This window comes from Alteromonas sp. 14N.309.X.WAT.G.H12, assembly GCF_036697315.1.
Classification (GTDB): Bacteria; Pseudomonadota; Gammaproteobacteria; order Enterobacterales; family Alteromonadaceae; genus Alteromonas.
Map to the genome: position 1 here is coordinate 1 of NZ_JBAHZB010000015.1, position 13117 is coordinate 13117.

Consider the following 13117-nt stretch of genomic DNA (forward strand, 5'->3'; position numbering starts at 1 on the left):
CCCTTAATCAGGACGATAAACGTTATCTTGCAGAGAATTTCATCGCTTTTTTTAATCGGGATTATCGCAAGGTTGCCCAGCTTCATGCCGACTCAGGGTGGGTACCGGGTGACACCAATATCGACGAATTTGAAATGGCCATTCGTACGGTTTGTGAGCCTATATTTCAAAAGCCGCTGGCAGAGATTTCCTTCGGTAATGTGTTGTTACAGCTGTTTAATACGGCACGCCGTTTTAATATGGTGGTGCAGCCACAACTGGTTCTGCTGCAAAAAACCTTATTATATATCGAAGGCTTAGGTCGACAGTTATACCCCCAGTTAGATTTATGGCAAACCGCCAAGCCCTTCCTTGAAAACTGGATGAAAGAGCAGATTGGCGTTAAATCCATGTTTAACAAAGTAAAAGACAACCTGCCTTATTGGTCGGAAAAACTGCCGGATATTCCTGATTTGCTCTATGACAGCCTCAAACAAATGAAAGGGCTGCCTATCCAAATGTCTCGAGGGCAACAGGAGTTGGCCCGTTTACAACTGGAAACGGCAAAGGCTAATCACTGGGTTGTGGTTGGCGCGACCTTTGTTGTAGTGGGGGCAATATTACCAGTGTACAGCTTGCATTGGACCTTACCTGTGGCCAGTGTGGTAGTGGGGGTAGGATGCTGGTTAAGAGGGTGGCGGCACAGTCATCCTAAATAGCAATGGGTAACGTATTGCTGACAGTTTCGTAACACCAATATGATATTTTTCTTTTGTTAGGTGAATTTTTGTATCATTTTTTTTCCTAGCTGTTATAGTGAATTTGGCTGTATTGCCAACGGTCTTTTAAGACGAGATAAATTTGTTTCTATCGTGATGTTAAACGCTCTGGTTACGCTTGTAATTGTAGTAGGTTGTTTCACTATCCCATGTAAGACCCAAATTTCCCGTCATAAATAGATCACGAGTAAAGCGCCTCGTGCGCAGTTTTATAGAAAGTTTTTGAGGTCTACATGTCTAAAGTTACAGGCACCGTTAAATGGTTTAACGCAGATAAAGGTTATGGATTCCTGACTCAGGATAGCGGCGATAAGGATGTATTCGTACATTTTCGTGCTATCGTTTCTGAAGGGTATAAAACCCTGAACGAAGGTCAGCGAGTTGAGTTCGAAGTCGAGCAAGGTCAAAAAGGCCTTCAGGCTGCCAACGTACAGGCTATCTGATTTCCGAAAAGCGGTGGCATTAGCCGCCGTTTTTTATCTCTTCACATCACTCTTATTATTTGCTTCTTGCGGTTCCTTTCCGTCGTCCATTCTGTTTTCTTTTATTTCTTGTCCTGTTAAACCACCATTTGACCCAGAATTCGTGCATCTTCGTAGTACATGGTTACAATAAATTACGAGAAGATAATTTGATATTGGCCGTTAATCTGTGTACATACGCTATTAGACTGATAGCTTAGTAAAGCTAAGCGGAAAATAATAAGGAGCGTTCATGTTGTTCCCCGTTCATCGGTTTCTTCGTGTTTTTTTATGTTTTGTTTGTCTTGGGGTACTATCGGTCAGTGTGCGTGCCGAAGAAAATGTGGTGGTTTTGCTGTTGGGCAAGCCTATCTATGGAAGTGCTGTAACGCCGTCAGCAGATCAATTAAATATGGTGGCTCGCACACTTGGCGTATCAAAAGAAATGGCTGTTGCCCATTTTAAGTATGCAAAATTGTCTGATTTAATTATCAAAGGCGTTTTAGATGACTATGCTAAAACGCATCATATTGAGCCTGATCCTGTGTTAATTGCCCGTTTTATGGAAGTGTTTGGCGATAGCCTTAAAGCGACTTCACACGTACCTGAGAAACCGGTAGCCAAACAAGATGACAAGAATGAAGACATGGATGCCTTGTTATCCACGACGCCTCAAGCACAAAAGCGAGAGCCGCAAGTTGTGGCGGAAGAACAAGTAAAATTATGGCAAATTAACAAGGCGTTGTATGAGCAATATGGCGGCGCAGTTGTGTTTCGCTCTAATACCCCACAGTTTCCCATTGCTGCCTATAATGCCTTGTTTAAAGCGTATGCCGAACAAGGGAAGTTAGTGATAAAAGAAGAGGGTTTTGCAGGGGTCTTCTGGCGTGGATTTGCACCGCCTTATAATGCGGAAATCGCCCCGGAATTTGTCGATTTCAGCCACCCTTGGTGGTTTTGATAAAGGGATAAGCAAAACGGCAGGCCAAGCCCGCCATTCAGATTATTTTTTCGCGCTGCGAAATTGCCAAGCCATGGTGGTGAGCATCATCAGTATTAACGCATAAGATGAGGGCTCAGGTACTTGGGTGCCGGTAATTGTGCTTGTCAGCACGTATTCAACACTGCCAAAGTCAAAACCTTCATTGCCACCTAAGGCCAAGGTATACAGGCCAGCGCTTAATAGAACGCTAGACAGTGTATTATCACCTGCATTAGGGAAGTAGGAACTGGTGCCCGTTAGGTAAGTGTAGGTGTTACCCATAAAGTCGATAAAATCGCTGCTGTTACTAAACAGAAAGGACGGATCGCTGGTAAGGTCACCTTGATACAGGCTTAGACCAATGGAGGTTAATGCAGACACGGAAAAGGCAATATCAGTATCAGTGGTTAATTCGAACGTATAGAAATCTATAGCATCGGTGTTTTCTGCTAACCAACCGTCGCTAGACGACACCACACCGCTGTTATCGCTGGTTAAATCTAAAGTAAAAATATCTGCATTGGCGCTTGATGCGACGAACAAAGCCGCAATAAATAGAACGTATTTCATCGTTGTTATTTCCATAAGGTGTTAAATAGGGGAGCCGGTACCGGCTCCGTCTTTGTTTATAGTGCGCCGTCTTCCCACGGGCCGGTAATGGCGAATGTCACACCTGGCGATTGCACGTTGACAAACAACCAACGGCCGTAAAAACAGGCGCCACACCACTCTCGGCTGGTGAAGCTTGCGCGCTCTGAACCGTCAGTAGAGCTACCTACAGAGTCGTAAAAGTTTTCCAGAACACCCGGGTATATGCTGTCGATGGTTTGTAAGTCGCCTTGATCAAGCTCGATGCGGTTTTCACAAAAGGTAAAGGTGTCACCGGACTGGGTGAGGCCTACCAAGCGTTTTGGATTCGAGCTACCGTCTTCACACATCAAGATGCTGCCGCGAGGTGAAATTGCAATATTGTCTGGGCCGTCTACATCAAGGCTGCTGGTTGATTCAAACATCACCGTCAGTTGTTGAGCGCGGGGGTCAAAACAGAAAATCTGGCCTAAATTGGCAGCGCCACCCGAGGTGGAGACAAAATAGATTTTTCCATCATCGTACCAACAACCTTCGCCACGCTCGATAATGGCGGCGTTAGAGGCTTGGTCAAAGCAGCGGTCAGTAAAGGCTTCGGGTTCTAACACTTCCTGCCAGGTAACATCCCAGGTAGTGCCTTCTACTAAGCCACCGCGCAAATCCACACGACTTGTACCGTCTAATACCATGGCATACAGACGGCCACCGGATTTCAGATCGCCCCATTCGCCAGTTGGCTCGTATTTGTAGAAACAAGATTCACCGGCATCTTCGGTCTCGTAAACAAAGCCGGTGGCAGGGTCAACGGCGACGGCCTCATGAGAGAAACGGCCCATATCCCGAATTGGCTCGCCATCAGAAATACCAAACCCTGGTACTTCAAACACGTAACCATGATCAAAGCCGCCTGTTGACTGATAAGTTTCCTCGCACGACAACCAAGTTCCCCAAGGTGTGGCACCACCTGCACAGTTTCTTATGGTGCCACCCAGGCTGTTGTAAGAAGACAAAAAGCGCCCGTTTACAACATCAAACAAGATACTGGTGGTACCGCCGTATTGATCAGGGTTGTAGATACCATTGCCACTAATGGGGTCACATTTAGTCCCTTCGCCCTCACTGAGTTCGTGGTTACGCACAAGACAAATAATGTTTTGTTTTACCGCGGCCACAGCCATTCCATCGTGATCCGTAGGTGTAATGGTCGTGTCTGACTGAATTTGACCTGTCCAACCGTAGGAGCTGTACTCAAACCCTTCAGGTAGTGCCAGTAAAGGTAAGCCTGTGGTGTTGTCATTCTTTACTGTAAGCTCGCCATAGCTGGAAGAGAAGGGAAGGGTAGCCGCTTTTGACGACAAGGACGCAAGTGCCGTGCTTGCTGCAACCACAGAGCCGCCTTTTACAAAATCCCGGCGATTGACTTCGGGCTGGTTGGATATACGCTTTGATGTGTTTTGTGTCATTTTTATTTACCTATACAAAATGTCTGGTGATTTCATGCCAGGAATCCCGTTTATCACGGATACCGCTCCTCGTGGTGTTGCTGACTATTACAGTACGGCGGAAAAATGACGGTCTTGCGCTAAATTTTTGACATATTTAATACAACTTTATTACTAACTTATCGATTCAGACGTGGTGGAGTCATGACGGCTTGTCTTTCTTTCACCCATGGCCACTAGCAGAACCGAGAGCTCGTAGAGCAAGATAATGGGTGTACCAAGGGCTATTTGGGAGATAAGGTCGGGTGGGGTAATAAAGGCGGCTAACAGAAAAATGATCACAATGGCATGACGGCGATAGTGACGGAGTGTCTGTGCGGTGATCAATTTGGCTTTTGCCAATACCAGTAAAAATACCGGCAGCTCGAAACATAGACCAAAGGCAAGTATAAGCTTAATGACCAAGGACAAATATTCACTCACCTTGGCTTCCAGCTCTACTCGAATAGCGTCGTCACTACCGGCAGTTTCAAAGCTAATAAAAAATTCCCATGCTGCAGGCATTACAAGGTAAAAAGCCAGTGCCGCACCAGTTACAAACAGCACAGGGGTCATTAAAAATAGCGGTAACATGCCCTTTTTTTCGTGTTGATACATACCTGGAGACAAGAAACGCCATACTTGGATCAGCATTAACGGAATAGAGAAAAACAAGGCGCTAAAAAACGCCACTTTCATATAGGTAAAAAAGGCTTCCTGTAAGCCGGTGTAGATCATGCGGCGTTGCCCGGTACCGTCAAATTGAGCAGCTAAAGGTTGTTGCAAAAACTGATAAATTTCTACCGAGAAATAATACGACACACCAAAAACGCAGAGAAAAAAGGCCAGACAATAAAGTAGCCGGCTGCGCAATTCCACAAGGTGGGTAAGGAGGGGCGCTTTTGAATCGTTCACCGAGACACTAGCCATTGTCTTTTTCCTCAATTGGGGTGTCACTCGCTGTCGTATTTTGAGACGTGGCTTGTTGGCGCGCTAATTCAATGCGTTGGCGTCGGGCTTTGTGCTCATCGGCAGAGAGGGAGCCGGGCACAAAATCTTTGGGCAATCCACGTACTTCTGGAGGCAAAAAATCGCGCCAACTGTCGTCACCGGGTTGGGCTTTGCCCGAGACAATATTTACCTCTTTTTGTAGCTGGGCCATGCTGCCTTGTATATCGCCATACATGCGACGAAGTTTGCTGACTAATTTGGTAAACAGCTGAAACAGTTCGGGCAAATCTTTTGGTCCAATGATCACCAGGGCTAAAACCGCTACGAAAAAAAGCTCAGGCCAACTTAAATCAAGCATGGGGATCTTCCTGTTGCTGAGCCGCTTTGACAGCACAGGTTGCGGAGGGAGGGGGGATCGCTGTACTGTCGCTGGTAGATTCAGCGGTGGCAGGTGCATCGTTTAAGCCCTGCTTAAAGCTTTTAATGCCACTGGCAAGGTCGCCCATAAGCGCGGGAATTCGCCCTCTGCCGAACAGCAAAATCACCACGATAAGCACCAACAAAAGTTGCCAGATATTAAAACCCATAAATTGAACCTGCCAGAAGATGTGACCACCTATGCTGTACTGGTTTTGTGACCAGACAGTGAAAGATTTATGAACAAATTGTGAGAAAAATCGACAGTGAAAAGCGCCTGCGATAAAGGGCGCTGTTTGAGCACACCAGATAAGCACAAGCAGAGTAAAAATCCCCCTGCATAGAGGAAGCTATTTTGGGTAATTTTGCGTACTATTTGGAACATCAATAGAAGGCCTAACAAAACGTAATGAAAAACGAGACCTTGGATAGAACCGACAAAGCCATTTTGTCTTTACTACAAAGTAACTGTGAAACCCCCGTTAATGATATAGCAGAAGCGGTCGGACTTACTTCAACACCCTGTTGGCGCCGGATTCAGCGACTACAACGAGATGGTTACATCACGCGGCGCGTCGCCCTTGTCAGCGCCAAACGACTGGGGTTAGCGATGACTGTATTTGTGCAAGTGAAGGCCGCAAAGCATGACGATAAATGGTTGGATAAGTTTGCGCAACATGCCGCCGGTTTTGAAGAGGTGGTGGAGTTTTATCGCATGTCAGGCGAGTATGATTATCTGTTGAAGGTACTGGTTACCGATATGGCAAGTTTTGATCATTTCTACAAGCGGCTCGTCGCTGGCATCGATTTAAGTGATGTGACATCGAGTTTTGCCATGGAGCAAATCAAATACTCAACTGAAATGCCATTGGCACATTTATAAATTAGAGTGACGGGGAGATAACAGACAACTTCTTTGCAGCCCAAATAAAAATAGGCCTTAAAATTAAGGCCTATTTAACGGGTGTTTAAGCTTTTGCTAGTGATTCGCTTTTGCGAGCAGCTTGGATTTCTTCTTGATCTTGCAATCAAAAATCTTCTCAGCATTTTTCCTTCCAATATAGTATGCAACTGTATATGGGTGAGCTCGCTCAAAAAAGCGCGAAAATGACTTGGTCAATGCATGCATAAAAATGAGCCCTCCTTTCTATTTACCCGTTACTATCATAGTATTATGACAGTAATATGTCTAACGTGTTACAGCGAAAAAAAGTTCACTTAACGACAAAAAGATATGATTAACGATACTTAAATCAAGTGTTTTTTATGTAACCTTTTGATTTTTATATATTTAATTTTTATGTCGTGATGTTTACCATTGGCGAACAATTTTTTTGTAGATCTCAGGATCGAGCAGGCTATTTCGCATTGTGGGCGTCGTTTTGTCAATAATTGTCTCAATTTCTTCCCAAGAATGGTATTCCGTGCCATCAATAATAAACAGTGATCCAGTGCCAGGCTGGCTATTGTCCAGATCATAGGCTTGGAGCAGCGCCGTTTTTTCCATCTGGTGTGGCACTGCTTTTGACGAAATATAATCACCGACACCATCGTTGTTCACATCCTTTATTAACCAAGATAAACCGAGAAGGCGATTGTAACTTCCATCGGTTTGCATGGAATCGATGGTGGCATTGAAACGTTCAATCAATTGGGCGTTGGCTTCGTTGTTATCAGAAAGGGTTAGATAAAACCCGCCTTCAATTAGCGGAGCGGCCGAACGAAACACCGGTTCTTCGTTGTCTTTTAACAGCAAACGATTAAATTCATCGATTAACAGGGCGGATGTCATTAAAAAAGGGGCGCGATCATCGGCAAACTGGCGAAAAGCATCAAAGGTGGTGGGGTTTCGTGACCATTTTACTTCTCGAATAGCGCGTATTTGGTCGGTATTAGCAAACCGGTTTTCAATGGCAATACGGCTGTCGCGCAATTGAGCAACTACATTGATGTCAGAAACATTGGGGCGTTTGCTGGCCACATACAGTTTTAACGGCAAGTAAGGGGTTGAGTGCAGGATATCGGTTTTTTTATGGTCGAGGTCGATAAAGGCAAACTCACCGTCAATTTGTCCCGCACTTAGGGCGCTGCCTAAAAATGCGCGGCGTAAAACCTGTAACTGGACGTCTTCATCCATTCGGGTAAAGGCTTCTTCGACAATGCGATTAAGTTTTGCTGGCTCACCACCATTATCTACATAAGTCGCTAACGACGAAGCACCTAATTTAATTTGCGCCGAGGTAGTGGCAGAAAAACAGACGGTAACCAGTATAGAGAGAAAACTACATACTCTTATCATTAAATACTTCCTAAGTAGTTCAATGAACCACGGTATAGGTTATTGTTATAAAAGTGTAGGAGAAACCTATAATAAATGAAAAAAAGCGCGACAAGTTGCCACGCTTTTACGGTTTACCGTTGATGATGGGGGTCAGTCGCCGAAACTGCCTGCGGCACCGGGAAAGACAATGGGACTTTCAATACCGGATTGACTGACACTTGCCACCCCAAAAAAGTAGTTATCAATAACAATATTCTTTAGCGTGGCTTCGGTGACATTGCCCACATACCGGCTAAATTGCCATTGTGGCGCATCCGTATAACGCCAGTAGACTTTGTAGCCGGCTAGTTGTGGGTTTTGGGTTTCATCCAATGCTTGCCAGCGTAGGGTTGTTGAAGGCTGTACGGCTCCTTCAATGCTCACCTTAGCTGGCGGATTCGGTGCCCAGGACATGGCGGCCAGACTCACTGCATTGAGCCCCGTCAGTTTTGCGACATAGTTAAAATCCACTCCGTCGAGGGTATCGCCGTACACAATGCCGTTTTCGGTACGTAAGTCTTGATGTTGGCGGGTGTAGTTTTCATTGGTCTCCATAATGCGGATCCCCGGATAGCCTAAATCGTTAAAGGGGCGATGGTGGCCGCCACGTCCAAAACGATCCAGTCGGTAAATCACCATGGTATCGAGGTTTTCAATGTATTGATCGGCAAGGCGGTCGATGTAACGCGCCAAGTTGCGGCTGGGTGAGTCGACTTCACCGCCGGTAAAACGACGGGTACGGGCTTCGGCGTCAGTTTCAGTTACCCGTGTCCCTTCGGCAAAGATACGAGCCGTACTGTTATCGATAACGCCATTTACGCCCTCTATATTACCGATCATGTCGTTATTTAGTACGGCCTTTATACGCCAGCCTTCTTGCTTGGCTTTCGCCGCTAATATTTTGCCGCCAAACAAGCCTTGCTCTTCGCCAGATAGGGCCGCATACACGATGGTGCCGTTAAAACTGTATTGGCTTAGTACTCGGGCTGCTTCAAGGGTGCCAGCAACACCCGATGCATTATCATTCGCGCCTGGGCTATCTGAGGTGTAATCCATTACGTCGGACACACGAGAGTCAATGTCGCCAGACATAATGACGTACCTATTGGGATCCGATGTTCCCCGCTGAATAGCGATGACGTTTACCACTTCAACAGGGTCGGGAATGCGTTTCTCGCCACTAATAGTGTCACTAACGGTGATCACTTCTAAACAACCGCCACAGTCGGCGGAGATCTTGTCAAATTCCGCTTTTATCCATCGTCTGGCTGCACCTATCCCCCGGCTGTCAGATTGGGTCTCTGATAAGGTGTGTCGGGTACCAAAATTAACCAAGGTAGTAATATCGCTTTCTATACGCTTGGCGGAAATCCCCTCTGCAATATCGTGCAGGCGGGGATCATCGTGGAATACGGGGGCGGCAAATGTTGTGGTAGTCATTAACATGGTTGCGCCAACGAGTGTGCGTGACAACATAAACTCTCCTTCTGTCTTTGTTATAATTTGCCACGCTTATTACTGCGTGACTTTATAGGAATGCGTAGGCGTCACCGTACAGCTTGCTGGTATCCAAGCCACAGGTGGCAAAATCATCGCGGGCAATTTTCGCCATCTCAAACCGACCGGCGATATAGATTTGTTTATTCGATAAATCTGGGAAGTCTTCCATTACCGCTTTATGTACGTAGCCGGTGCGTCCTTGCCAATCTTCTGCGGGAAATTCCACCACAGGGGCAAAGGTAAAGTTAGCGTATTTGGCCGCGAGGGCCGTTAACTCAGCAGACAAATAGAGATCTTTTTCGTGGCGTCCACCCCAATACAATGACACGGGAGTATCAGGCGCAACATTGAATAACTGTTGTAATATAGACCAAGTATAGGAAAAGCCTGTACCGCCGGCAATCAAAATGATGGGCGTACCATCGGCATGTAAGATAGCCTCGCCGTGCCCGCCACTGATGCGAATGACGCCATCGTTGCGCATTTTGGTTAGCACTTCATTAGCATACGCATTATTTTCATCCGCACCGATATGTAATTCGATACGGCCGTTATCATACGCCGGGTTGGCAATAGAAAAGGGGCGTTGATCTTTTTCACCCATATGCACCATGATGTACTGACCTGCTTGAAAATCCACAGGCTGTGCAGGGATGAGTTCTACCTTGTATACAACCTCGGTTAACGGCGTAATCGACGCGACCTTACATTCAAATTCCGACATAGTTACTCAATTGATTTAAAAAAAGAAGCCAACAGGCACCCATGGCGACGTTGCAGAAGACTCTGCTTGGTGGCGATGGGCACGTGAAAATTAATTCATGATACCAAGTTCATCCCAGATGTCATCTACACGCTGTTTAACGTCGGCATCCATCACAATCGGGGTTCCCCATTCCCGATCCGTTTCCCCGGGCATTTTGTTGGTGGCATCCATGCCCATTTTCGAGCCTAGGCCTGATACCGGTGAGGCAAAATCGAGATAATCAATGGGGGTGTTTTCAATGAGTACAGTATCTCTGGCGGGATCCATACGTGTGGTGATGGCCCAGATCACATCTTCCCAGTTTCTGGCGTCCACATCATCATCGCAAACAATCACAAATTTGGTATACATAAATTGTCGCAGGAATGACCACACACCCATCATGACCCGTTTGGCGTGACCTGGATATTGTTTTTTCATGGTAACCACGGCCATACGATAGGAGCACCCTTCCGGTGGCAGGTAAAAATCCACAATTTCCGGGAATTGTTTTTGTAAAATGGGCACAAACACTTCATTAAGGGCCACACCTAAAATAGCGGGCTCATCCGGTGGCCGTCCGGTGTAGGTAGAATGGTAAATAGGCTGTTTGCGATGGGTAATGTGAGTGACCGTAAAAACAGGGAAGTCATCCACCTCGTTGTAGTAGCCGGTGTGGTCGCCATAAGGGCCTTCAGGGGCCGTTTCATCTTGAGCAATATAGCCTTCAAGAACAATTTCTGCGCTGGCCGGTACCTGCAATTGATTGCTGATGGATTTTACCACTTCGGTTTTGCTGCCTCGCAGCAGTCCTGCGAATGCGTATTCTGATAAGGTGTCGGGTACTGGGGTGACCGCGCCGAGTATGGTGGCAGGATCAGCGCCGAGGGCTACCGAAACCGGATAAGGTTCGCCTGGATGGGTTTGGCACCATTCTCTAAAGTCCAGAGCACCGCCACGGTGAGACAACCAGCGCATAATCACTTTATTTTTGCCAATAACCTGTTGGCGATAAATGCCCAAATTTTGGCGTTTTTTATGTGGGCCTTTGGTAACCGTTAGTCCCCAGGTTATCAATGGTGCCGCATCTTCTGGCCAGCATCGTTGAATGGGAAGCAGAGATAAATCAACGTCGTCGCCGGAAATCACGACTTCCTGACAGGGCGCTTTTTTCACTTCTTTCGCCGGCATGTTCAATACTTGCTTAAATACCGGCAATTTTTCCCACAAATCTTTCAAGCCTTTCGGTGGCTCGGGCTCTTTTAGATACGCCAGTAGCGTACCCACTTCTCTTAACGCGGCGACGGAGGTTTGACCCATGCCCATGGCGACCCGCTCAGGAGTACCAAATAAATTCGCCAGTACCGGAATATCCGAGCCTTTGGGGTTTTCAAATAACAATGCCGGCCCTTTTGCACGCAAGGTGCGATCGGCAATTTCAGTCATTTCAAGATTGGTGTCTATCTCTTGGGTGATACGTTTGAGTTCACCTTTTGCTTCCAGTTGCTGAATAAAATCCCGCAGGTCTTTATATTTCATGGTGGCTGCTTTTACCGCGCGTCATACAATGATGGGGGGCAGTATATCATTGTGACGGCGGTTGTGATCACTGCCGAGAATCCCGTTGCCAAATTCATCCTCCCATCTTAAACCGCTTTATGTTGGCATATTATTAACATTATGGTCTAAATTAAGGTGGACAGCGCGACAAAATGATAGTGTTATAGCGTTGAAGTAGGTTGCTGTGATTGCTTGGTTTTTCTCACTGCGCTTACGAAAATAATTAATTTCAGGAGAGCGTGATGGTGTTAGTAGATCAGAATATGGTCGACGAGTTAAATCTTCTTCTTCGTTTCCCCGCATCCAGTCTTATGCAAGGGTTAAAAATTCATAATGATGCAAGCCAAACTGTAGTTCACGCCGCAGAACGGCTTTATTCAAAAGGCATTATCACCCAGCCAGATGGCGGTTATTTAACCGATTTAGGCATTGATCTCGCCGAGCACGCCCGTACCTTGCAGGTGGCGTTGTCAATGAAACTCAATTAAGTCGGCCGGTTTTATGATTTGTTGAAACCCGTTATACCGGGTTTAAGAATTCTGTCATTTGGTCGATACTGATAAAGTGGGTGCAGCAATGTAACGATTACTTTGCTGTTCGTGCTATTAATTTTCTTTCCTGTGTCAGGTTGCGCCGATGATAAAACGTAATTTCTCCATGTTCACTGCTGCCTTGTGTATGTTGTTTTCTGTGTCTGTGTTGTCTGAAGAACTTAAAGCGGTACAGCTCTATACGCAGGACGAGCTGATTGCCATGATCAATAAAAATACCCACCTTAACCGCGTTGTCGCGGATCGTTGTCAATTAGTGCAAGACATTGAAGCCCACGCGGAAGTGCTGAAAGAGCCTGCTTATCAATTTTTATGGGGTGACATGTTAGCCTGGGGCGTATGTGTTGATGCGGATCCTAAACGTGGCATTAGTTTTATGCGTGATGCTTCAGAACAAGGGTTGCCCGCCGCCCTTGAACAAATGGGCCGTTATTACGCCAAAGGCACACTCGTACAACAGGATAAACAGCGGGCGGTGTTTTATCTTAGAGAAGCTGCCGCGATGGGATTTTTAAAAGCCCAGTTAGAACTTGCCCAGTTATTTGTTGATGGCTATGGCAGCCCTTATGACTATGAAGATGCCTATCATTGGTTGTACAATGCGGTAACCGATGACAAAGCCGTTCATCAGCAAATTGCCTCCTACCTTGGGCAATTAGAAAAATTGATGCATCCTAAAGCGGTACGTAATGCCCGCAGACCGATGGACAGCTAAATTCACCATTTTACCTTTAGTAAGAGCCCAGCCTTTGTCGCGTTTTATGACAAAATTACTGCAACAACAAAATGATAACCGTCGAACT

14 protein-coding genes and 1 pseudogene are annotated in these 13117 nt (G+C 46.2%); 6 read left to right on the forward strand and 9 right to left on the reverse strand.

Annotation, left to right across the window (positions count from 1 at the left end):
* From ubiB to V5298_RS06930, 3 genes and pseudogenes are all read left to right on the forward strand, one after another.
* Positions 1 to 698 (forward strand): annotated as a pseudogene (gene ubiB, locus V5298_RS06920) (ubiquinone biosynthesis regulatory protein kinase UbiB); the annotation flags it as partial.
* Positions 699 to 991: 293 nt separating this feature from the next.
* Positions 992 to 1201: a transcription antiterminator/RNA stability regulator CspE gene (cspE, locus tag V5298_RS06925; protein ID WP_216027005.1), complete on the forward strand. Its 210-nt coding sequence runs from the start codon at positions 992 to 994 to the stop codon at positions 1199 to 1201.
* A 271-nt stretch (positions 1202 to 1472) separates the two neighbouring features.
* Positions 1473 to 2180 (forward strand): hypothetical protein, encoded by a 708-nt coding sequence (locus V5298_RS06930; RefSeq protein WP_332930738.1) that lies wholly within the window; start codon positions 1473 to 1475, stop codon positions 2178 to 2180.
* Between the two features lie 42 nt (positions 2181 to 2222).
* Here the strand turns inward: V5298_RS06930 and V5298_RS06935 are convergent, their stop codons facing one another.
* The 5 genes from V5298_RS06935 to tatA form a co-directional block, all read right to left on the reverse strand.
* Positions 2223 to 2771: a PEP-CTERM sorting domain-containing protein gene (locus tag V5298_RS06935; RefSeq protein WP_332930739.1), complete on the reverse strand. Its 549-nt coding sequence runs from the start codon at positions 2769 to 2771 to the stop codon at positions 2223 to 2225.
* Between the two features lie 56 nt (positions 2772 to 2827).
* Complete coding sequence (locus V5298_RS06940) at positions 2828 to 4252, reverse strand: alkaline phosphatase PhoX (RefSeq protein ID WP_332930740.1); 1425 nt, start codon at positions 4250 to 4252, stop codon at positions 2828 to 2830.
* 153 nt (positions 4253 to 4405) lie between these two features.
* Positions 4406 to 5200: a twin-arginine translocase subunit TatC gene (gene tatC, locus V5298_RS06945; RefSeq protein WP_332930741.1), complete on the reverse strand. Its 795-nt coding sequence runs from the start codon at positions 5198 to 5200 to the stop codon at positions 4406 to 4408.
* Positions 5193 to 5579, reverse strand: coding sequence for a preprotein translocase subunit TatB (locus V5298_RS06950; protein WP_332930742.1), 387 nt, complete (start codon positions 5577 to 5579; stop codon positions 5193 to 5195). Before V5298_RS06950 ends, tatC begins: the two co-directional genes overlap by 8 nt.
* Entirely contained in the window at positions 5572 to 5808 is a 237-nt protein-coding gene (gene tatA, locus V5298_RS06955) for a twin-arginine translocase TatA/TatE family subunit (protein WP_332930743.1), read from the reverse strand. The genes V5298_RS06950 and tatA overlap by 8 nt, the downstream gene beginning before the upstream one ends.
* 239 nt (positions 5809 to 6047) lie before the next feature.
* Here tatA and V5298_RS06960 point away from each other — a divergent pair, with 239 nt between their 5' ends.
* The gene (locus V5298_RS06960) at positions 6048 to 6521 is read left to right on the forward strand and encodes an Lrp/AsnC family transcriptional regulator (protein WP_332930744.1); all 474 of its coding nucleotides are present in this window, start codon (positions 6048 to 6050) and stop codon (positions 6519 to 6521) included.
* Between the two features lie 429 nt (positions 6522 to 6950).
* On the opposite strand, the gene V5298_RS06965 is transcribed toward V5298_RS06960, so the two are convergent.
* From V5298_RS06965 to ubiD, 4 genes are all read right to left on the reverse strand, one after another.
* Positions 6951 to 7937 (reverse strand): transporter substrate-binding domain-containing protein, encoded by a 987-nt coding sequence (locus V5298_RS06965; protein WP_332930745.1) that lies wholly within the window; start codon positions 7935 to 7937, stop codon positions 6951 to 6953.
* A gap of 132 nt (positions 7938 to 8069) precedes the next feature.
* Positions 8070 to 9404, reverse strand: coding sequence for a M28 family metallopeptidase (locus V5298_RS06970; protein WP_332930784.1), 1335 nt, complete (start codon positions 9402 to 9404; stop codon positions 8070 to 8072).
* Between the two features lie 82 nt (positions 9405 to 9486).
* Positions 9487 to 10182: an NAD(P)H-flavin reductase gene (gene fre, locus V5298_RS06975; protein ID WP_332930746.1), complete on the reverse strand. Its 696-nt coding sequence runs from the start codon at positions 10180 to 10182 to the stop codon at positions 9487 to 9489.
* Between the two features lie 90 nt (positions 10183 to 10272).
* Entirely contained in the window at positions 10273 to 11742 is a 1470-nt protein-coding gene (gene ubiD, locus V5298_RS06980) for a 4-hydroxy-3-polyprenylbenzoate decarboxylase (RefSeq protein ID WP_332930747.1), read from the reverse strand.
* Between the two features lie 263 nt (positions 11743 to 12005).
* Between ubiD and V5298_RS06985 the strand changes: the two genes are divergently transcribed.
* Entirely contained in the window at positions 12006 to 12251 is a 246-nt protein-coding gene (locus V5298_RS06985; RefSeq protein WP_332930748.1) for a TIGR02647 family protein, read from the forward strand.
* 169 nt (positions 12252 to 12420) lie between these two features.
* Complete coding sequence (locus V5298_RS06990; RefSeq protein WP_332930785.1) at positions 12421 to 13029, forward strand: tetratricopeptide repeat protein; 609 nt, start codon at positions 12421 to 12423, stop codon at positions 13027 to 13029.
* The last annotated feature ends 88 nt before the right edge of the window (positions 13030 to 13117 follow it).

Excerpts from the sequence above, each read along its gene's own strand:
- V5298_RS06930 (WP_332930738.1), top strand. The coding sequence starts at position 1,473 with ATGTTGTTCCCCGTTCATCGGTTTCTTCGTGTTTTTTTATGTTTTGTT.
- cspE (WP_216027005.1), top strand. The coding sequence starts at position 992 with ATGTCTAAAGTTACAGGCACCGTTAAATGGTTTAACGCAGATAAAGGT.
- V5298_RS06935 (WP_332930739.1), bottom strand. The coding sequence starts at position 2,771 with ATGAAATACGTTCTATTTATTGCGGCTTTGTTCGTCGCATCAAGCGCC.
- fre (WP_332930746.1), bottom strand. The coding sequence starts at position 10,182 with ATGTCGGAATTTGAATGTAAGGTCGCGTCGATTACGCCGTTAACCGAG.
- ubiD (WP_332930747.1), bottom strand. The coding sequence starts at position 11,742 with ATGAAATATAAAGACCTGCGGGATTTTATTCAGCAACTGGAAGCAAAA.
- V5298_RS06970 (WP_332930784.1), bottom strand. The coding sequence starts at position 9,404 with ATGTTAATGACTACCACAACATTTGCCGCCCCCGTATTCCACGATGAT.
- tatA (WP_332930743.1), bottom strand. The coding sequence starts at position 5,808 with ATGGGTTTTAATATCTGGCAACTTTTGTTGGTGCTTATCGTGGTGATT.
- V5298_RS06985 (WP_332930748.1), top strand. The coding sequence starts at position 12,006 with ATGGTGTTAGTAGATCAGAATATGGTCGACGAGTTAAATCTTCTTCTT.
- V5298_RS06990 (WP_332930785.1), top strand. The coding sequence starts at position 12,421 with ATGTTCACTGCTGCCTTGTGTATGTTGTTTTCTGTGTCTGTGTTGTCT.
- V5298_RS06960 (WP_332930744.1), top strand. The coding sequence starts at position 6,048 with ATGAAAAACGAGACCTTGGATAGAACCGACAAAGCCATTTTGTCTTTA.
- V5298_RS06965 (WP_332930745.1), bottom strand. The coding sequence starts at position 7,937 with ATGATAAGAGTATGTAGTTTTCTCTCTATACTGGTTACCGTCTGTTTT.
- V5298_RS06940 (WP_332930740.1), bottom strand. The coding sequence starts at position 4,252 with ATGACACAAAACACATCAAAGCGTATATCCAACCAGCCCGAAGTCAAT.
- tatC (WP_332930741.1), bottom strand. The coding sequence starts at position 5,200 with ATGGCTAGTGTCTCGGTGAACGATTCAAAAGCGCCCCTCCTTACCCAC.
- V5298_RS06950 (WP_332930742.1), bottom strand. The coding sequence starts at position 5,579 with ATGCTTGATTTAAGTTGGCCTGAGCTTTTTTTCGTAGCGGTTTTAGCC.